This window comes from Streptomyces sp. NPDC057010, assembly GCF_042673805.1.
In the GTDB taxonomy this organism is placed as follows: Bacteria; Actinomycetota; Actinomycetes; order Streptomycetales; family Streptomycetaceae; genus Streptomyces.
Genome location: NZ_JBHUSC010000082.1, coordinates 1 through 18,637 on the forward strand (window position 1 = coordinate 1; position 18,637 = coordinate 18,637).

The following is an 18,637-nucleotide window of genomic DNA, read 5'->3' on the forward strand; positions in this document are numbered from 1 at the left end:
GCACCGGCCGGTTCCGCGCCGCTTCGGCGTTCTACGGGGATACAGGCCTATGGGCCTACGGGGCTGCGCCTATGACCAGGCCGCGACGAAGTAGCCCACGCCGTACGGCGCGTCCTCGTACAGCAGCCGCCCGTCGAGGCCCGCGCCCTCGGCGGCGGCGGCCAAGACCTGCCAGGGCGCTCGGCCCGCGGCCTGGAGTTCGGTGGCGAGCACGGGGTCGAGGGCGGCGAGGGCCGCGGTGTCGGCGGCGCCCAGCGCCCGGCCGGCGGCCGCGTCGAAGGCGGCGGCCCGCTCGTCGAGGTAACCGGGGGCCTTCAGGGTGCGGCAGGCGCTGCCGTCACCCAGGACCAGCATCGCCACCCGCTCGGCGGAGCCGGCGAGGTCGGTCCCGAGAAGCGCGCAGGCGGCCGGTTCGAGGTGGTCGGCGACGGCGACCCCGGCCAGCGGCGAGGCACCCCAGCGGGCCCGCTCCAGCAGCCAGGCGCCTACGGCCAGCGAGGTCGGCAGCGGGCCCTCGGCGGTGTCGGGGGCGGGCTCCTCGGGGCGGGGGCCGAGCGCCACGGTCAGATCCACGCCGAAGCCGGCGAAGGACCCGGGGGTGCCCTGGTCGTACCCGCCGCCCCGGGGCGCCGCCCCGACGACGACCAGCAGGTCGGGCCGGGCGGCGGCGAGCACGGCGATCGCGTCCGAGCAGGCGGTGCGGGCATCGCCCAGCTCGGCGGCGGCGCCCGCGGCGACCTCCGGCACGAGGAGCGGTGGGGCGGGGCAGACGGCGGCGGCTACGAGCATGATCCGCAGCCTAACGCCCGGCGCGACCTCGGCGGTGTCGTTCGGCCCGGCCGGTGCGGGGGCTCGCGGTGCGCGCCCCCGCCGGTGCGGCGCCGTGGCGCGAGCGGCCCCGGCTGCGCCGGGCTTTCCGGAGCTCCGCCCCGGACCCCGCGCCTCAAACGCCCGCGAGGCTGGATTCAGCCCTGCGGGGCCGCGCAGGCCGAGGTCGCGGCCGGGAGGGGAGCCGGGACGCCGAGGGTGGGGATGCCGAGCATGACGCCCGCGGGCTGGGCCGGGGCGGCGTTGCGCTTCTCCCAGGCGTCGCCGGCGCGGGTGCGGCGTACGGCCGTGGTCGGGCCCTCGGCCAGGAGGTGGTGCGGGGCCGCGTAGGTGATGTCCACCGTGACCACGTCGCCCGGGCGGACCTCCTCGTCGGGCTTCGTGAAGTGCACGAGGCGGTTGTCGGGGGCGCGGCCGGACAGGCGGTGCGTGGCGCCGTCCTTGCGGCCCTCGCCCTCCGCGACCATGACCTCCAGGGTGCGGCCGACCTGCTTCTTGTTCTCCTCCCAGGAGATCTCCTCCTGGAGGGCGACCAGGCGCATGTAGCGGTCCTGCACGACCTCCTTGGGGATCTGCCCCTCCATGTCCGCGGCGGGGGTACCGGGCCGCTTGGAGTACTGGAAGGTGAACGCGTTCGCGAAGCGCGCCTCGCGCACCACGTGCATCGTCTGCTGGAAGTCCTCCTCCGTCTCACCGGGGAAGCCCACGATGATGTCGGTGGAGATCGCGGCGTGCGGGATCGCGGCGCGGACCTTCTCGATGATGCCGAGGAACCGGTCCTGCCGGTAGGAGCGGCGCATCGCCTTCAGGATCGGGTCCGAACCGGACTGCAGCGGCATGTGCAGCTGCGGCATCACGTTCGGGGTCTCCGCCATCGCCGCGATCACGTCGTCCGTGAAGTCGCGCGGGTGCGGGGAGGTGAAGCGGACCCGCTCCAGGCCCTCGATCTGCCCACAGGCCCGCAGCAGCTTGGAGAAGGCCTCGCGGTCGCCCAGGTCGGAGCCGTACGCGTTCACGTTCTGGCCGAGCAGGGTGATCTCCGAGACGCCCTCGGCGACCAGGGCCTCCACCTCGGCGAGGATGTCGCCGGGCCGGCGGTCCTCCTCCTTGCCGCGCAGGGCCGGGACGATGCAGAACGTACAGGTGTTGTTGCAGCCGACGGAGATCGAGACCCAGGCGGCGTACGCGGACTCGCGGCGGGTCGGCAGCGTGGAGGGGAACGCCTCCAGCGACTCGGCGATCTCGACCTGCGCCTCTTCCTGGATGCGGGCGCGCTCCAGCAGCACGGGGAGCTTGCCGATGTTGTGCGTACCGAACACGACGTCGACCCACGGGGCCTTCTTGACGATCGTGTCGCGGTCCTTCTGCGCGAGGCAGCCGCCGACGGCGATCTGCATGCCGGGGCGCTTCGTCTTCATGGGGGCGAGGCGGCCGAGGTTGCCGTACAGCTTGTTGTCGGCGTTCTCGCGGACGGCGCACGTGTTGAAGACCACGACGTCGGCGTCGCCGTCGGACCCCTCGGGGGCCCGGACGTAGCCCGCGTCCTCCAGCAGACCGGAGAGTCGCTCGGAGTCGTGCACGTTCATCTGGCACCCGTAGGTGCGCACCTCGTATGTTCCCTTGACGTCCACTGCCGGGCTCCGGTCGCTGCTGCTGGTCATGGAACAAGGGTAGGCGGTGCCCGGAGGGCCTCCGGCCGGGCGGCCCGTGACAGGAGGGCGGGCGGGTGGCAGGATCGCGCCATGCCTCTCGTACCGCCCCGGATCAGCAGGCGCCATGCCCTGCGGGCCCTGGTGGCCGTACTCGTCGTACTCGGCGCCCTGGTGTGGTGGCTCAAGCCGTTCGGAAAGCCCGAACTCAAGGGTGAGCTGACCTTCAGCACGGGCGTGCGGACCGGGGTCTACCACCGCTACGGGCAGCTGCTGGAGATCGAGCTGCGGCGGGACATGCCCGGGGTGAAGGTGCGGCTGGAGACCAGCGAGGGCTCGCAGCAGAACCTCCAGCGGGTGGCCGCCGGGGAGGCCGACTTCACGGTGGCGACTGCGGACGCGGTGGCCAAGTACCGGCAGGACGGCAAGCCCGGCGCGACGGCGCTGCGCGGCTGCGCCCGGCTCTACGACGACTACGTGCAGCTGGTGGTGCCCGCCGGATCCCCCGTGCAGTCGGCGCGGGACCTGCGCGGCAAGCGGGTCGCGGTCGGCCAGCCGGGATCCGGGGTGCGGCTGATCTCGGAGCGGATGCTGACGGCGGCCCGGCTGGACCCGGCCCGGGACATCACCCCGGTGTCCATCGGCATCGACACCATGCCGCAGGAGCTGGAGGCGGGCCGCATCGACGCCTTCTTCTGGTCCGGGGGCCTGCCCACGAACGCGGTGCGCGAGCTGTCGGAGCGGTTCGAGATCCGGCTCGTGCAGCTCGGCGACCTGGTGGAGCACCTGCAGGGGACGGGGAGCCCGGCGCGCTACTACCGGGCGGCGGTGATGCCGCAGGACGCCTACGCCCGGGCCCGCAACACCAGCTCGGTGACGACCCTGGCGGTGCCGAACCTGCTGGTGACCACCGAGAAGACGGATCCCGAGCTGACCGAGCAGTTCACCCGGACCGTGATCCTCAGCCGCGACCGCATCGGGCACGAGGTGCACGCGGCGCAGCTGGTGGACCTGCGGACGGCGATCTACACCGACCCCCTCGACCTGCACGAGGGCGCGCGGAGCTACTACCGCTCGGTCAAGCCGTAGCGGCCCGCGGCAGCAGCATGGTGGCCGCCGCGGCGGCTCCGATCAGGCCCGCGTGCGTGCCCAGGGTCGCCGGGACCACCTGGAGCTCCTGCACGAAGGAGAGGGTGGCGTAGGCGGCGAGGTGCCGCCGGATCGGGGCGAAGAGCGTCTCTCCGGAGGCGGCGACGCCCCCGCCGATGACCGCGATGTCCGTCTCCACGAGGGTGGCGGTGGCCGCGATGGCGGCGGCCAGGGCCCGGCCCGCGCGGTCGAAGGCGGCCAGGGCGACCGGGTCGCCGGCCGCGGCGGCAGCGGCCACGCCGGCCGCGGTGGCGTCGCCCGCGGTGGCGTCGCCCGCGGGACCCGTGGCAGCCGCGCCGGCCGTGGACGGCGCCGGGGTCCAGCCCTGCGCCAGGGCCCAGCGGGCGATCGCCGTTCCGGAGGCGATGGACTCCACGCAGCCGCGGCCCCCGCACACGCACGGCTCACCGTCGAAGGCCACGCTGATGTGGCCGATGTGACCGGCGTTTCCCGTGGGACCGGGGTGGAGCTGGTTGTTCAGGATGAGGCCGCCGCCCACGCCCGTGGAGACGACCATGCACAGCGCGTTCGCGTGGCCCCGGGCCGCGCCCAGCCAGTGCTCGGCCGCGGTCATCGCCACCCCGTCGCCCACCAGCACGGTCGGCACCTGCGCCCCGCGCGCCGCGAGCTCGGCCGCGATCCGGGCCTGGACCGGGAACTGCCGCCACGCCCCGATGTTGACCGGGCTGACCGTGCCCCGGGAGGCGTCGACCGGGCCCGCGCTGCCGATCCCGCAGCGGACCGCCGAGGACCACAGCGGCGAGCCGGACAGGTCGGCGACGACCTCGGTGACCGCCGCCATCACGGCCTCCGGGTCCGTGCCGCGCGGGGTCGGGCGCCGCGTCGTGGCCGTCATCGTGCCGTCGGGGTGCACCAGCGCCCCGGCGATCTTCGTCCCGCCGATGTCGATCGCCACCGTCAGGCCTGCGGCCGAGGCGCCGGCGCGGGGGGTGGGGAAAGGGGCGGTGGGGGTGCTCACGGTGGCGGCTCCAGGAAGGGGTCAGGATTCAGTATGCGCCGCGCGGGGCGCCGGGCTCTCGCGATGGGCCGCGGGAGGCGCCGTGCTCTCGCGGGGCTCCAGCCGCGGCCGCTCGCTCTCCCGGACCCCGGGCTGCCCGCCCGCGAGGAGGGCGAGGAGTTCCCCGGCGGCGACCCGCCCGAAGCCGGCGGTGTCCCGGACGAGGGCGGTGAGCCGGGGGTGGGTGACCCGGCAGAGCGCGGAGTCGTCCCAGGCGACGATCGAGAGCCGGCCGGGCACGGGGATGCCCAGCTCGGCCGCGACCGCGCTGCCCGCGACGGCCATCACGTCGTTGTCGTAGACGAGGGCCGTGGGCGGCTGCGGCTCGGCGAGGACCCGTCGGGTGGCCGCCGCGCCCTCGGCGTCGGAGTAGTCGGTGACCACCGAGCGCACCCGGTCCGGGCCGAGCCCGCGCCGCGCGGCCTCGGTGCGCAGGGATTCCATCCGGCGGGCCGTGTGGGCGAGGCCGGGCAGCCCGGCGACGTGGACGATCCGGCGGTGGCCGAGCCCGTGCAGGTGGTCCAGGACCTCGGCCATGGCCCCGGCGTCGTCGGCCCGGACCGAGGAGAGGGACCCGGAAAGGGTCGATGCGGCAGGCGCCGCCGTGTTCGCGGTGGACCCGGCTTCGCCGACGGTGACCGCGGGCAGGGCCAGCTGCCCGAGGAGCTCCGGCCTGGGGTCCCGCGTCCGCGGGTCGACGACGATCACTCCGTCGACGCGCCGCTCGGCCCACCAGCGGCGGTAGAGGGCGCACTCGGCGTCGATGTCCTCGACGACCTGGAACAGCAGGGCGGTCCGGGCGGCGGAGAGCACCTCCTGTATGCCCGAGACGAGTTGGAGGAAGAAGGATTCGACGCCGAGCGTGTGCGCGGGCCGGGCGAGGACGAGGCCGACGGCTCCGGAGCGCTCCCCGGACAGGGCGCGGGCCGCGCTGTTGGGCTGCCAGCCGAGCTCCTCGGCGACGCGGCGGATCCGCGCCCGGGTGTCCTCGGAGACGCCGGGCCGGCCGTTGAGGGCGAAGGACACCGCGCTCTGCGAGACCCCGGCCCTGCGGGCGATGTCCTTGATGGTGGGTCTGCGCGCCATGGCCTGCCTCATCGATCCTTCGGGTCCGCGGTGACGAACGGCGATGGCCGGACCGTACGCGATCCTGCCCCGGCCGGTGGCCGGATCCCGAACTCCGCCCCGGCCCCGGGATTCCGGTGGACCGGTGAGGCGCTCCGGGGACGGATGGTCACGGGCGTGGCCGAAATACCGCTGCCCCTTTTCGCGGACTTCCTTGTGTCGCAGCCCGAACTAAACCGCATTAGCCGGATCGGCTTCAGCACCCACGACCCTTCTGTCAACGGGGCTGAAGCGCTTAAGTAGCGATCCCGCTGAACCCGAACGTGCGGAAATCGAGGCCCTGTTGACTTCCCCCCGCGGAGCGCGGCACGTTATGTGCGTCCGGCGAATTCCCTTGAACTCCGGGACCCTTCATGCACCACGCCCCCACCCCGCCCCGAACCCTCCGCTTCGGCGTCAACTACACGCCCGCCCGCGGCTGGTTCCACCACTGGCTGGACTTCGACCCCGACCAGGTCGGGGCCGACCTCGACTCGATCGCCGCACTCGGGCTGGACCACGTCCGCGTGTTCCCGCTGTGGCCGCTCTTCCAGCCCAACCGGACGCTGATCCGGCCGCGCGCGGTCGAGCAGCTCGTCGCCCTCGCCGACGCCGCCGCCGAGCGCGGGCTCGACGTCACCGTGGACGGGCTGCAGGGGCACGTGTCGAGCTTCGACTTCCTGCCCGCCTGGACCCGGACCTGGCACCGGCGCAGTCTCTTCACCGACCCTGACGTGGTCGCCGGGCAGGAGGAGTACCTGCGCACGCTGGCCGCCGCCCTCGCCGACCGGCCGAACTTCCTGGGCATGACGGTCGGCAACGAGATCAACCAGTTCTCCGACGCCCCCCACCCCGACCCCGACCGGATCACCCGGGAGCAGGCGGGCCGCTGGCTGGAGCGGATGCTCGCCGCCTGCGAGAAGGGCGCGCCGGGCCGGTTCCACCTGCACGCCGAGTACGACGCCGCCTGGTACCGCGACGGGCACCCCTTCACCGTGGCCCAGGCGGCCCGGCTGGGCGCGGCCACCGCCGTGCACTCCTGGGTGTTCAACGGCACCGCGCAGCGCCACGGCCCGGCGGGGACGGCGACCGAGCACCATGCCGCGTACCTGATCGAGCTCTCCAAGGCCTGGGCCCGCGACCCGCACCGCCCGGTCTGGCTCCAGGAGGTCGGGGCCCCCGCGCCGCTGATCCCGCCGGAGCGTGCGGCGCGGTTCACGGAGGCCACGGTGGCGGGCGCCATGGACTGCCCGGACCTGTGGGGCGTGACCTGGTGGTGCTCGCACGACGTGTCGCGGGAGCTCGCGGACTTCCCGGAGCTGGAGTACGGCCTCGGGCTGCTCACCAACGACCGCCGGGTCAAGCCGGCCGGCGCCGCCCTCGCGCGGATCGCCGGGGAGTGGCGGGGCCGCCCGCACCGACCGCCCGTACGGACCACCGCGCTGGCGGTGGACGTCGGCGGGGCCGAGGAGGCCCCGCGGCGCTCGGTGTGCGCCCCCGGCGGGGCGTTCTTCGAGGCCTGGGCGGCGCTCACCGAGCAGGGGGTGCGGCCGGCGGTGGTGCTGGCCGAGCTCGCCGAGGACCCCGCGCACCTGTCCGCGCGCGGCATCACCGAGGTGCTGCGCGTGCCCGACGTCACCTGATCCCGCAGAGGAGCCTCATGTCCGAGACCGCCGACGGCGTCGACCCTCGTACGTCCCCCTCCGACTCCCCCTTCGAGCCCGGCTCCGAGCCCGGCTCCGAGCCCGGCTCCTTACGCCCGACGAGGCGCGGGCTCCTCGCCGCCGGGGCCGGGGCCGGAGCCGCCGCCCTGCTCGGCGGCGCCCCCGCCCTGGCTCCGGCCGCCTCCGCGGCCCCGGCGGCCCCCGCGCGCGGCGCCACCCCGCCCGACCTGGCCCCGTACGCCTCGTACTGGTTCCCGGACTCCCTGCCGAAGGGCTCCCCCGGCCCCGGGATCGTGTGGCGCTCGCTCAGCCGGTGGACCCCCGAGAGCGACCCGGACCTCGCCCACAACACCGCCACCGTGCCCCTCGCACCGCGCTTCACCCCGGTGCCCGCGCATCCCGACGCCCGCGCCGGCCAGGCCCGGATCTCCTCCCTCGTCTCCTTCGGGCCCACGGCCGGGAATCCTTCGCAGGGCTCCCCCACCGCCGACCACTACGCGCTCACGCACTGGGCGTACATCGACGAGCTGGTGTTCTGGGGCGGCTCCTCGGGCGAGGGGATCGTGCTCGCCCCGAACGCGCCCGTGGTCGACGCCGCCCACCGCAACGGGGTGCGCGTCCTGGGCAACGTGTTCCTGCCGCCCGTGGCCTACGGCGGCGACCTCCAGTGGACCCGGGACCTGGTCCAGCGGGACTCCCTCGGCCGCTTCCCGATCGCCGGGAAACTCGCCCTGGTGGCGCGGACGTACGGCTTCGACGGCTGGTTCGTCAACGCCGAGACCGACGGCGGCGACAGCGGACTCGCCACCCGGATGCGGGAGTTCCTGCGCGCCCTGCGGGCGGCCGGCGAGCCGCACGGCCTGCGGATCACCTGGTACGACGCCATGAACTCCACCGGCCGGGTCGGCTGGCAGGGCGCGCTCAACGAGCTGAACCAGGAGTTCTTCGAGGACCGCCGCGGCCCGGTCGCCGACACCGTGTTCGTGGACTTCCGCTGGACGGCACGGACGCTCGCGGACTCGGGTGCGCTCGCGGAGCGGCTGGGCCGTTCCCGCCACGAACTGTGGGCGGCGGTGGACACGGAGGCGAACGGCTGGGATTCCACGGTCTCCTGGGACGCGATCCTCCCGCGCGGCGGCGACCACGTCGTCAGCTACGGCTTCTACCGGCCCGAGTGGACGCGCAACCACCTCACCGACCGCTCCCCGGGCGCCTTCCACCGAGCCGACGACCGGTTCTGGACGGGCGAGTCCCTCGATCCGTCCCGTCCGGCGCCCGGGTCCGCCTGGCGGGCCCCGGCCACGGCCGTCGCCGACCGGTCCACCGTCGCCTCGCTGCCGTTCGCCTGCGCGTTCAACACCGGGCACGGGGAGCGCTGGTACGAGGCGGGCGAGGTCACCTCCGACACCCCGTGGAACCACCTCGGGCTCCAGGACCGGCTCCCCGGCCGCCGCTGGGTCGTGGACACCGCCGGCGAACGGCCGGACGTGTCCCTGGACTTCGCGCGTGCCTGGCGCGGTGGCTCCAGCCTGCTCGTCTCCGGGCGGCTGACCGCCCCGGCCACGGTCGGGCTGCACTCCACGCGGCTGCCGCTGACCCGGTCGACGGTCCTGGAGCTGGTGCACGCCACCGAGTCGGGCCCGGTCACGGTGGAGGTGGGCGTGGCGCCCGCCGAGCCGGCGACCCCGGGCGCCCCCGTCCCGTACACCTGGCTGAAGGCGGACACCCCGGGCTCGGGGCGGGCCTGGCGCACGACGCGGTTCGGCCTGTCGGCACTGGCGGGGAAGACGGCGTACACCCTGGCCGTACGGATCAGGCGACGCGGGACGGGAGCCGTGGTGTGGCGGCTCGGCGCCCTGTCGGTACGCGACGACACCCCGCAGCGGCGGCCGGGTGCTCCGAGCGCCCTGACCGTGGACGCCGCGGCCCGGCAGGACGGCAGGGCCGCGCTCCGCCTGTCGTGGCACCGGGCGGCCGGGGTAGCCGGGCGGCCGCGCCACTACGAGGTGTCCCGCGTCCTGCCCGACGGCTCCCGCCGCTTCCTCGGCGGCACCTGCGGCACGGCCCTCTACGTGCCCGCGGTCGAACGCGCGGGCCGGGAACGGGCGGCCGTCCTCGAGGTCCGGGCCGTGGACGAGCTGTACGCGGTGTCGGCCGCGGCGCGCACCGCCTTCGGCTGGTCCTAGGAGGTGTGCGGGTCGGTGCGCGGCACGGCCACCGTCACCCGCAGTCCGTGCGGCGGGTTCGTCTCGTAGGAGAGGGACCCGCCGCCCGCGGCGAGCAGGGCGCGGGAGATCGACAGGCCGAGCCCGGAGCCCTTGATGTTCTGGTGCCGGCCGCTGCGCCAGAACCGGTCGCCGATGCGGAGCAGCTCCTCCTCGGTGAGGCCCGGGCCGCGGTCGGCGACGACCACCTGCACAGTGCTGCCGGCGGCCGAGACGGACACCTCGACCTCCTCACCCGTGGGGGTGAACTTGAGGGCGTTGTCGATGACGGCGTCGAGCGCACTGGACAGGGCGACGGGGTCGGCCCAGCCCGTGACGGCGGTCCGGCCCGTCCCGGTGAGCCGTACGCCCTTCTCCTCCGCGTAGGGCCGCCAGGCGGTGATCCGTTCGGCGGTCAGCGCCCCGATGTCGGTGAGGCTGATCTCGGCCGAGGCGTGCTCGGCCAGCGCCAGGTCCAGCAGGTCGTCCAGGACCTGGGTCAGGCGCTTGCCCTCGGCGCGCACGGAAGCGATCTCCTCGTTCCCCTCGGGCAGTTCGAGGGCGAGCAGCTCGATGCGCAGGAGCAGCGCGGCGAGCGGGTTGCGCAGCTGGTGGGAGGCGTCGGCGACGAACGCCCGCTGCTGCTCCAGTACCTCTTCGACGTTGTCGGCCATCTCGTTGAACGACCGGGCCAGACGCTGGAGTTCCGGGGGCCCGCCGGCGGCCGCCACGCGCGAGTTCATCCGGCCGGTGGCGATGCCGTGCGCGGCGGCGTCCAGGGTGCGTACGGGCTTGAGGACCCAGCTGGTGAGCCGCAGGGCGGCGCCGAAGGCGAGCAGCATGGCGGCCGCGAGCCCGGCCACGATGATCAGCCAGCCCCGCAGGATCCGGCTCCGCATCTGGTCGGTGGGCGATTCGGTGGCGACGACGGCGACCACGTCCCCATCGAGGACGACCGGGGAGGCGACGAGGAGCTTCCCACCGGTCTGCCACGGCCACACCTGGGCGGGGTCGTGGCTGCGCCGGCCCGCCAGTGCCTCCTCGAAGGCACGGCGGCCCTCGCCGGATTCGGGCAGCTGCCACCAGCCGGGGGCGCGGGCCATGGCGTTGTCGTCGCGCAGGAAGATGCCGACGCGGATGCCGTACAGCTCCTGGTAGCGGGCCAGTTCGAGCTGGAGGGTCTCGCGGCGCTCGTCGGCGCCGGTGGATCCGGAACCCTCGGCGTCGACGACGAACTGGGCGAGGGCGGCGAAGCGGGCGCTGTCGTCGATGCGGTCGACGACCACCCGCTGCTGCTGCCCGGCGGCCAGGCTCACGGCGAGCGGGAAGCCGAGGGCGAGCAGCACGCCCGCCATCAGGACGACGAGCAGGGGGAGCAGCCGGGCGCGCACGGCAGGGCCCCGCTAGGAGGCGGCCGGGGTGACGAGCCGGTAGCCCACCCCGCGGACGGTCTCGATGAGTGCGGGCATGCGCAGCTTGGAGCGCAGCGAGGCGACGTGGACCTCCAGGGTCCGCCCGGTCCCCTCCCAGCTGGTGCGCCACACCTCGCTGATGATCTGCTCGCGGCGGAAGACGACCCCGGGCCGCTGCGCGAGCAGGGCCAGCAGGTCGAACTCCTTGCGGGTGAGCGGTACGTCGGTGCCGTCCACGCTGACCCGGCGGGTGGGCAGCTCGATGGTGACGGGGCCGAGCCGGACCATGGCGGGGGCGCCGGTCCCGTTGGCGGCGGCTTCCTCGGAGGCGCCGGTGCGCCGGGCGACGGCGTGGATGCGGGCGAGGAGCTCACCGGTGTCGTAGGGCTTGACGACGTAGTCGTCGGCGCCCATGTTCAGGCCGTGGATCCGGGAGCGCACGTCGGCCCGGGCGGTCACCATGATGACGGGCGTCGCGGTGCGCTTGCGGATCTTGCCGCACACCTCGTAGCCGTCCTGGTCGGGCAGCCCGAGGTCGAGCAGGATCACCCCGTACGGAGTCACCGAGGGCGGGGCGCCCGCGGGCAGCAGCGCCTGGAGGGCCTCCTCGCCGTTGCGGGCATGGGTGACCTGGAAGCCGTGCCGCGCGAGGATCGCGGACAGGGCGGCGGCGACGTGGTCGTCGTCCTCGACGAGCAGCAGTCTCATGTCGTCCCCCTCTCCTCTTCTCCTCGTTTTTCGGACTCCGGCTTCGGATTCCGTACATCTCAGGGCCACCATGCATCCACGCCGATGCGGACTCCCACGTCAAGGGGGTTCCGGTCCGGCGCGCCTTCCGTTATCCACCCGGTACGACCACACGGCCCGACGGGGCCGTGGCGCGCACGGAGCGTATCGGGGTGAGGCCGGATCGTTATGCTCAATTCTCGCTCAGATGTAATGACGGTGTGCGCGCTTCGTCACTACTGTCCTCCCAACCGAGGAGGACGGAGCAAGAAGCCGATGAGCGGAGTATCAGTGACCAAGGACGTGCAGGACGCGGCCGGTGCCGCTGACGACCTGGTCGTACTGAGCAACGTCAACAAGCACTTCGGCGCGCTGCACGTGCTTCAGGACATCGATCTGAGCATTGCCCGCGGTGAGGTCGTCGTCGTGATCGGTCCCTCGGGATCGGGCAAGTCCACGCTGTGCAGGACCATCAACCGCCTGGAGACGATCGACTCGGGCACCATCACCCTCGACGGCAAGGAACTGCCCTCGGAGGGCAGGGAGCTGGCCCGGCTGCGCGCCGACGTCGGCATGGTCTTCCAGTCGTTCAACCTCTTCGCGCACAAGACGGTCCTCCAGAACGTCATGCTGGGCCAGCTCAAGGTCCGCGGGACGGACCAGGCGACCGCGCTGGAGAAGGCGAAGTCGCTGCTGGACCGGGTGGGCGTGGGCTCGCAGGCCGACAAGTACCCGGCGCAGCTCTCCGGCGGCCAGCAGCAGCGCGTGGCGATCGCCCGCGCGCTGGCCATGGAGCCGAAGGTGATGCTGTTCGACGAGCCGACCTCGGCGCTCGACCCGGAGATGATCAACGAGGTGCTGGAGGTCATGCAGCAGCTCGCCCGGGAGGGCATGACGATGGTGGTCGTCACGCACGAGATGGGCTTCGCCCGCTCCGCGGCCAACCGGGTTGTCTTCATGGCGGACGGGAAGATCGTCGAAGAGGCCGCGCCGGAGCAGTTCTTCAGCAACCCGCGCAGCGACCGCGCCAAGGACTTCCTGTCGAAGATCCTGCACCACTGAGGGTTCTGTCTGGTAGTCATCCGGTGGCGGATCACCGCCGGAACAGATCCTGATCGGCCGTGCACGCGCCGTGCGCGTCGCTGGTCGTTCAACTACGTCTCATCCGAGGGAAGTTCACATGAAGATCTCCAAGGCCGTTGCGGCCGCGGCCGCCGCCGTCGCACTCGCCCTGACCGCCACCGCCTGTGGCGGCAGCAGCGACAAGGGCGCTGGTGACGGCGGTGCCACCGGTGGCGCCAAGAACGACAAGATCGTCATCGGCATCAAGTTCGACCAGCCGGGTATGGGTCTCAAGACCCCCGACGGCAAGTTCACCGGCTTCGACGTCGACGTGGCGACGTACGTGGCCAAGGAGCTCGGCTACCAGCCCAACCAGATCGAGTTCAAGCAGGCCGTCAGCGCCGAGCGCGAGAACCTGATCTCGAACGGCGACGTGAAGCTGGTCGTCGCGACCTACACGATCAACGACAAGCGGAAGGCGAAGGTCGACTTCGCGGGCCCGTACTTCCTGGCCCACCAGGACCTGCTGGTCCGTGCCGACGACACCTCGATCACCAAGGCCGAGGACCTCAACAAGAAGAAGCTCTGCTCGGTCACCGGCTCCACGTCGGCGCAGAACGTCAAGACCAAGCTGGCCCCCGAGGCGGACCTGCAGGAGTTCCCGGGCTACTCCGAGTGCCTCACCGGCCTGGAGAACAAGGCCGTGGACGCGCTGACCACGGACGACTCGATCCTGGCCGGCTACGCCTCGCAGGACAAGAACAAGGGCAAGTTCAAGCTCGTCGGTCTGAAGCTGAGCAACGAGCCCTACGGCATCGGCCTGAAGAAGGGCGACACCGAGCTCCAGACCAAGGTGAACGCCGCGCTCAAGAAGATGGTCGCGGACGGCTCCTGGCAGAAGGCGGTGGACGCGAACCTCGGCCCCGCCGGCTACAAGGCCGAGCCCGCCCCGCAGATCACCGAAGGCAGCTGATTCATCGGTGAGGAGCGTCGCCGCCCGCCTGTCACGGGCGGCGGCGCCCCTCGCCGGCCATCCTGGGGAGAGCGCAGGGCATCGTGTTCGATTTTCTTGAGTCCGGGCAGTACGACGTGCTCGGAGCCTTCTGGGTGACGGTTCAGCTCACCCTCTACTCGGCGGTCGGATCCCTGGTCTGGGGCACCGTCCTGGCCGGGATGCGGGTCAGCCCCGTTCCGTTGATGCGGGGCTTCGGCACCGCCTACGTCAACGTGGTCCGCAACACCCCGCTGACGGTGCTGATCATCGCCAGCTCGCTGGGCCTCTATCAGACCCTCGGTATCAACCTGGCCGGTGACACGTCCAAGGAGACCGGCTTCCGGCTCGCGGTCCTCGCACTGATCGCCTACACCGGAACCTTCGTCTGCGAGGCTCTGCGCTCCGGTATCAACACCGTGCCCGTCGGTCAGGCGGAGGCGGCCCGCGCGCTGGGACTGGGCTTCTTCCAGGTACTCACCCTGATCGTGCTCCCCCAGGCCTTCCGGGCGGTCATCGGACCGCTCACCAACGTACTGATCGCACTCACCAAGAACACCACGGTGGCGGCGGCCATCGGCGTGGCCGAGGCGGCCCTGCTGATGAAGGAAATGGTCGAGAACGAGGCCGACGCGCTCTTCGCCGTCTTCGGCGTCTTCGCCCTCGGCTTCGTCCTGCTGACCCTGCCCACCGGCCTGCTGCTGGGCTGGGTGGCCAAGCGAGTGGCGGTGAAGCGATGACCTCCGTGCTGTACGACGCCCCGGGCCCCAAGGCCAAGGTGCGCAACTGGATCTACAGCGGGATCTTCCTCGTGCTGTTCGGACTCGCCCTGTGGTGGGCGCTGTCCCTCATGGCGGAGAAGCACCAGCTCGACGCCGACAAGTGGAGCCCCTTCGTCACCGACGGCCGGATCTGGTCCACCTTCCTGATCCCCGGCTTGCTGGAGACCCTCAAGGCCGGTGCGATCGCCATGGTGATCGCGCTCCCGCTCGGCGCTCTGCTGGGCATCGGCCGACTGTCCGACCACGCATGGGTGCGGGTGCCGGTCGGGGCGGTCGTGGAATTCTTCCGCGCGATCCCGGTACTGATGCTGATGCTGTTCGGCTACCAGCTGTACGTGCAGTTCACCAGCGTCCCCTCGGACATCCGGCCGCTCTACGCCGTGGTCACGGGCCTGGTCCTCTACAACGCGGCGGTCATCGCCGAGATCGTCCGGGCGGGCGTGCTCTCCCTGCCCCGCGGCCAGACGGACGCTGCCAAGGCGATCGGCATGCGCAAGGGCCAGACCATGGCCTACGTGCTGATCCCGCAGGCCGTCACGGCGATGCTGCCGGCCCTGGTCAGCCAGCTCGTGGTGATCCTCAAGGACACCGCGCTGGGCGGCGCGCTCCTGGGCCTCGCCGAACTGATGGCGACGGCCCGGCAGATCTCGGCGAACTACAGCAACACCATCGCGACCCTCGCCGTGGTCGCCGTGCTCTTCATCGTGGTCAACTTCGCCCTCACCACCTTCGCCTCCTGGCTGGAAGGCCGGCTGCGGAAGTCGAAGAAGAGCACCGGCGCGGTCGTCGCCGGCGACGTGGCCGAGGTCGACGCGGGCGGCGCGGCCGGTGTGGGCGAGGCGCCCTGACACCCGGTCAGTACACTGGCGTGACACGTGTGGTGCGGCGGGATTCACCCGTCGCACCACTCGGCGTTGTCCCGACCTGTGTCACTTGACGCAGGTATCCTCCAGTGGGTTGCATACGTTCTGTGATCACATACCGGACACCGGGAGCCACATCATGGACCCGGTGATCGTCGTCGGCTCCGGGCCCGTCGGACTGTCCCTGTCCCTCGCCCTGGCCGGCCAGGGCGTGCCCTCCGTCCTGCTCGACGAGGGGCCCGGCAAGGACGAGCCCCGACCGGCCCGTACGGTCGTTCTGCACGCCGACACGGCCGCGATGGCGCACCGGCTGGGCTGTACGACCCTGCGCGACGAAGGCGCGTACTACGCCGCCTGGCGGACCACGCGGCGCGGCCGGCCCGCCCAGCGGATCACCTTCGAGGACCACCCCGCCCCGCTGCACCTGCCCCAGCACGCCCTGACGCGCGGGCTGCGCCACGCCGCCGCCGCGCACCCCCTCGTCCAGCTCGTCACCGACAGCCGCCTGGACTCCGTGGAGCAGGACGCCCACGGAGTCACCGCGCATACCCGGGGCGCCGAGACCACGTGGTGGCGCGGGAGTTACCTGGTCGGCTGCGACGGCGCCCGCTCCACCGTGCGCAAGCTCCTCGGCATCCGATTCCCCGGCCGCACCGCCGTCGAACGGCACGCCGTGGCCGCGCTGCGCACCGAACTGCCCTGGCCCGGCGAAGCCCTGCTGGACCGCAGCCCGCCGCAGGAGGTCACCTCGCGGCCGCTGCCCGACGGGGTGTGGCGGCTGGACTGGCTGCTCCCGCCCCGCGGCGAACTGGTGACTCCCGACGCGCTGGTGTCCCTCATCCGGGACACCCTCGCCGGGTGGTGCGGGGGCACGACTCCCCCGTACGACCTCATCGACACCGGGGTCCACACGCTCCACCACCGGCTGGCGCGGCGCTGGCGCGACGGCCGCGCCTTCCTCGCCGGCGACGCCGCGCACCTGCTCGGAGCCCTCGGCACCCAGGGGGTCCAGGAGGGGCTGCGGGACGCCGAGAACCTGGCGTGGAAGCTCGCCCTGGCCTGGCACCAGGGAGCCTCCGAAGCCCTCCTCGACAGCTACGAGGGCGAGCGGCGCACGGCGGTCGCGTCCCGGCTCCGCGCCGCCGACCAGGCCGTGCCGGTGCTGCGCGGCGGGGGCGGCCTGCGCACCCTGCTGTCGGGCGCTGCCCGTACGGGGGAGACCCTCCTCACGGACGGGCACCTGGGGCGGGGGCCGCTGGGCGCGGAGCCGACCTACGCCCCGCCCGTGGCCGTACGCGAGGTCCCGACGGCCACGGAACCGGGCGGTCCGGTGGCGAACGTGCCGGTGACGGCGCCCGACGGCTCGACGGTGCCGCTGCGCGACCTGCTGGGGCAGGGCCGGCTGCTGGTGGTCCTGGTCGCGCCCGGCACCGGGGTCTGGGACCGGCGCCACTGGCTCGGCGCCGGCCTGATGCCCCGCCTGGCGGCGGCGGTGAGCGCGCTGCCGGTCCGCACCGATCTGCTGGTCGCGGACGGCTACCCAGGGGCCCCGGCGCACACCGTGCTCCTGGTCCGGCCGGACGGGCACCTGGCCGCGACCTTCGCGGGGGTCCGCCCGGCGGAGCTGTACGAGGCGGCGGACGCGGTCCGGGCGGGCGCGCCCGGCTCCCTGCTGCCGGGGCTGCCGGCACCGAGCGCGACGCCGAGCACGTCACCGACACCGACCACGTGATCGATTGACCGTCCGCGCGGAGTCGTGATTCACTCGCGGGCATGACCGGCAACGACGTACGCCTGTGGCGGAGGGTCCATATGGACCTGCTCCGCTACGCGGGCTGCGTGTGTCGCCCTTCCTGCTGATTCGCCCTTTTCCCCGCGCGCCCCGTGCCGTCCGCCTTCGGCCCGCGCGCACCTCCGCGAACCCAGGAACGGAAACGGTCTCCTTCCATGTCTGCACCCACGCACGCCCCTGCCTCCACACCACTGGGCGGGGGCCCCTCGGCGGCGGAACTGCTCGCCTTCGCCCTCGACACGGCCGCCAACGCCTCGATCATCGACTCGCTCCCGCTCGACCCGGAGGGCCGCACCTGGATCCGGCTGGACGGGCCGGCCGGCAGTGAGGCCTGGGTGATCGGCTGGCCGCCGGGCACCGGCACCGGCTGGCACGACCACGCCGAGTCGCGGGGCGCGTTCGCCACCGCCCGGGGCCGGCTCACCGAGCACTCGCTCGCCGTACGGCTGCCCTCGGAGGGCTGGCGGTCGCTGGAGCTGGCCCACGGGGTGGACCGCACCCGCAGCCTGGGCCCGGGGACCGGCCGGGCCTTCAAGGAGCACCACGTGCACGAGGTCCTCAACGAGTCCCGGGCCGAGCACGCGGTCTCGGTGCACGCGTACTACCCGCCGCTTCCGCTGATCCGCCGCTACAGCCGCAGCGGCCCGGTACTCCACCTCGAGCACGTCGAGTCCCCGGCGGACTGGCAGTGAGCGCCGCCCCGACCCCGGTCGGCATCGACGAGCTGCTGGAGCGGGTCCGCGCCGGCTACACCCGCGTCGACCCGCAGGAGGCCTACGCCGCCTCCCGCGCCGGCGCCCTGCTGGTGGACATCCGCTACCAGGCCCTGCGGGAACGGGACGGCCTGATCCCGGGCGCGCTGGTGGTCGAGCGCAACGAACTCGAATGGCGGCTGGACCCCCAGGGCTCCCATCGGGCCCCCGAGGCCACGAGCCACGACCTCCCGGTGGTGGTCATCTGCAACGAGGGCTACGCCTCCAGCCTCGCGGCGGTCTCGCTCCACGCGCTGGGCCTCCACCGGGCCACGGACCTCGCCGGCGGCTTCCAGGCCTGGAAGTCGGCCGGCTTCCCCGTGACCCCCGCCTGACCCCGGGGCACGCCCCGAGCCCTTTGCCCTCCGGGCAGGGGCGGGGCAGTGACACTCGGGGGGTCAAGACCCGGGGCTCCGCCCCGTACCCCGCTCCTCAAACGCCGGAGGGGCTGGATGGTGCCCGGCCGGGGCTGGATGGTGCCCGGCCGGGGGTGGATGGTGCCCGGCCGGGGGTGGGGACGGGGTGGGGTGTCGTCCGGGACTAAAACGAGATGATTTCGGCGCGAGCCACCGCCCGGCAAAGCAACCACCCCAGGGCGCCGAACACCGAAGCCCAGCCCCCGCGCGTACACGGCGGAGACC

At 73.3% G+C, this 18,637-nt stretch carries 17 protein-coding genes; 11 read left to right on the plus strand and 6 right to left on the minus strand.

The window, feature by feature from the left end; all coding sequences use genetic code 11:
* Window positions 1-69: 69 nt before the first annotated feature.
* Window positions 70-789: a hypothetical protein gene (locus ACFTXQ_RS34660; protein WP_382649056.1), complete on the minus strand. Its 720-nt coding sequence runs from the start codon at window positions 787-789 to the stop codon at window positions 70-72.
* Between the two features lie 176 nt (window positions 790-965).
* Window positions 966-2,489, minus strand: coding sequence for a tRNA (N6-isopentenyl adenosine(37)-C2)-methylthiotransferase MiaB (gene miaB, locus ACFTXQ_RS34665; protein WP_382649059.1), 1,524 nt, complete (start codon window positions 2,487-2,489; stop codon window positions 966-968).
* Between the two features lie 81 nt (window positions 2,490-2,570).
* Between miaB and ACFTXQ_RS34670 the strand changes: the two genes are divergently transcribed.
* Window positions 2,571-3,566: a TAXI family TRAP transporter solute-binding subunit gene (locus ACFTXQ_RS34670; RefSeq protein ID WP_382649062.1), complete on the plus strand. Its 996-nt coding sequence runs from the start codon at window positions 2,571-2,573 to the stop codon at window positions 3,564-3,566.
* On the opposite strand, the gene ACFTXQ_RS34675 is transcribed toward ACFTXQ_RS34670, so the two are convergent.
* Complete coding sequence (locus tag ACFTXQ_RS34675; protein ID WP_382649065.1) at window positions 3,556-4,605, minus strand: ROK family protein; 1,050 nt, start codon at window positions 4,603-4,605, stop codon at window positions 3,556-3,558. The genes ACFTXQ_RS34670 and ACFTXQ_RS34675 overlap by 11 nt on opposite strands.
* 21 nt (window positions 4,606-4,626) lie before the next feature.
* Window positions 4,627-5,730, minus strand: a complete 1,104-nt coding sequence (locus ACFTXQ_RS34680) for a LacI family DNA-binding transcriptional regulator (RefSeq protein WP_382649068.1) — start codon at window positions 5,728-5,730, stop codon at window positions 4,627-4,629.
* Window positions 5,731-6,122: 392 nt separating this feature from the next.
* Between ACFTXQ_RS34680 and ACFTXQ_RS34685 the strand changes: the two genes are divergently transcribed.
* The gene (locus ACFTXQ_RS34685) at window positions 6,123-7,391 is read left to right on the plus strand and encodes a glycosyl hydrolase (RefSeq protein WP_382649071.1); all 1,269 of its coding nucleotides are present in this window, start codon (window positions 6,123-6,125) and stop codon (window positions 7,389-7,391) included.
* 17 nt (window positions 7,392-7,408) lie between these two features.
* Window positions 7,409-9,598 carry an endo-beta-N-acetylglucosaminidase gene (locus ACFTXQ_RS34690; protein ID WP_382649073.1) on the plus strand — a complete coding sequence of 730 codons (2,190 nt, stop codon included), beginning with the start codon at window positions 7,409-7,411 and terminating at the stop codon, window positions 9,596-9,598.
* Here the strand turns inward: ACFTXQ_RS34690 and ACFTXQ_RS34695 are convergent.
* Both ACFTXQ_RS34695 and ACFTXQ_RS34700 read right to left on the minus strand, forming a co-directional pair.
* Window positions 9,595-11,007: an ATP-binding protein gene (locus ACFTXQ_RS34695; protein ID WP_382649076.1), complete on the minus strand. Its 1,413-nt coding sequence runs from the start codon at window positions 11,005-11,007 to the stop codon at window positions 9,595-9,597. The genes ACFTXQ_RS34690 and ACFTXQ_RS34695 overlap by 4 nt on opposite strands.
* Before the next feature lie 12 nt (window positions 11,008-11,019).
* Window positions 11,020-11,736, minus strand: a complete 717-nt coding sequence (locus ACFTXQ_RS34700) for a response regulator transcription factor (protein ID WP_382649079.1) — start codon at window positions 11,734-11,736, stop codon at window positions 11,020-11,022.
* Window positions 11,737-12,030: 294 nt separating this feature from the next.
* Here ACFTXQ_RS34700 and ACFTXQ_RS34705 point away from each other — a divergent pair, with 294 nt between their 5' ends.
* The 8 genes from ACFTXQ_RS34705 to ACFTXQ_RS34740 all read left to right on the plus strand — a co-directional run bounded on the left by ACFTXQ_RS34705 (window position 12,031) and on the right by ACFTXQ_RS34740 (window position 18,331).
* Window positions 12,031-12,816, plus strand: a complete 786-nt coding sequence (locus ACFTXQ_RS34705; protein ID WP_382649082.1) for an amino acid ABC transporter ATP-binding protein — start codon at window positions 12,031-12,033, stop codon at window positions 12,814-12,816.
* Window positions 12,817-12,934: 118 nt separating this feature from the next.
* Window positions 12,935-13,789 (plus strand): glutamate ABC transporter substrate-binding protein, encoded by an 855-nt coding sequence (locus ACFTXQ_RS34710; RefSeq protein WP_382649085.1) that lies wholly within the window; start codon window positions 12,935-12,937, stop codon window positions 13,787-13,789.
* Window positions 13,790-13,872: 83 nt separating this feature from the next.
* Window positions 13,873-14,547 carry an amino acid ABC transporter permease gene (locus tag ACFTXQ_RS34715; protein WP_382649088.1) on the plus strand — a complete coding sequence of 225 codons (675 nt, stop codon included), beginning with the start codon at window positions 13,873-13,875 and terminating at the stop codon, window positions 14,545-14,547.
* A complete protein-coding gene (locus ACFTXQ_RS34720) occupies window positions 14,544-15,437 on the plus strand; it encodes an amino acid ABC transporter permease (RefSeq protein WP_382649091.1) in 894 nt (297 codons plus the stop codon). Before ACFTXQ_RS34715 ends, ACFTXQ_RS34720 begins: the two co-directional genes overlap by 4 nt.
* 154 nt (window positions 15,438-15,591) lie before the next feature.
* Window positions 15,592-17,184 carry an FAD-dependent monooxygenase gene (locus ACFTXQ_RS34725; protein ID WP_382649094.1) on the plus strand — a complete coding sequence of 531 codons (1,593 nt, stop codon included), beginning with the start codon at window positions 15,592-15,594 and terminating at the stop codon, window positions 17,182-17,184.
* Between the two features lie 41 nt (window positions 17,185-17,225).
* Window positions 17,226-17,312, plus strand: coding sequence for a putative leader peptide (locus tag ACFTXQ_RS34730; RefSeq protein ID WP_311318651.1), 87 nt, complete (start codon window positions 17,226-17,228; stop codon window positions 17,310-17,312).
* An 87-nt stretch (window positions 17,313-17,399) separates the two neighbouring features.
* Window positions 17,400-17,936 (plus strand): cysteine dioxygenase, encoded by a 537-nt coding sequence (locus tag ACFTXQ_RS34735; protein WP_382649096.1) that lies wholly within the window; start codon window positions 17,400-17,402, stop codon window positions 17,934-17,936.
* On the plus strand, window positions 17,933-18,331 hold the full coding sequence (locus ACFTXQ_RS34740) for a rhodanese-like domain-containing protein (protein WP_382649098.1): 399 nt from the start codon (window positions 17,933-17,935) through the stop codon (window positions 18,329-18,331). Before ACFTXQ_RS34735 ends, ACFTXQ_RS34740 begins: the two co-directional genes overlap by 4 nt.
* Window positions 18,332-18,637: the final 306 nt, after the last annotated feature.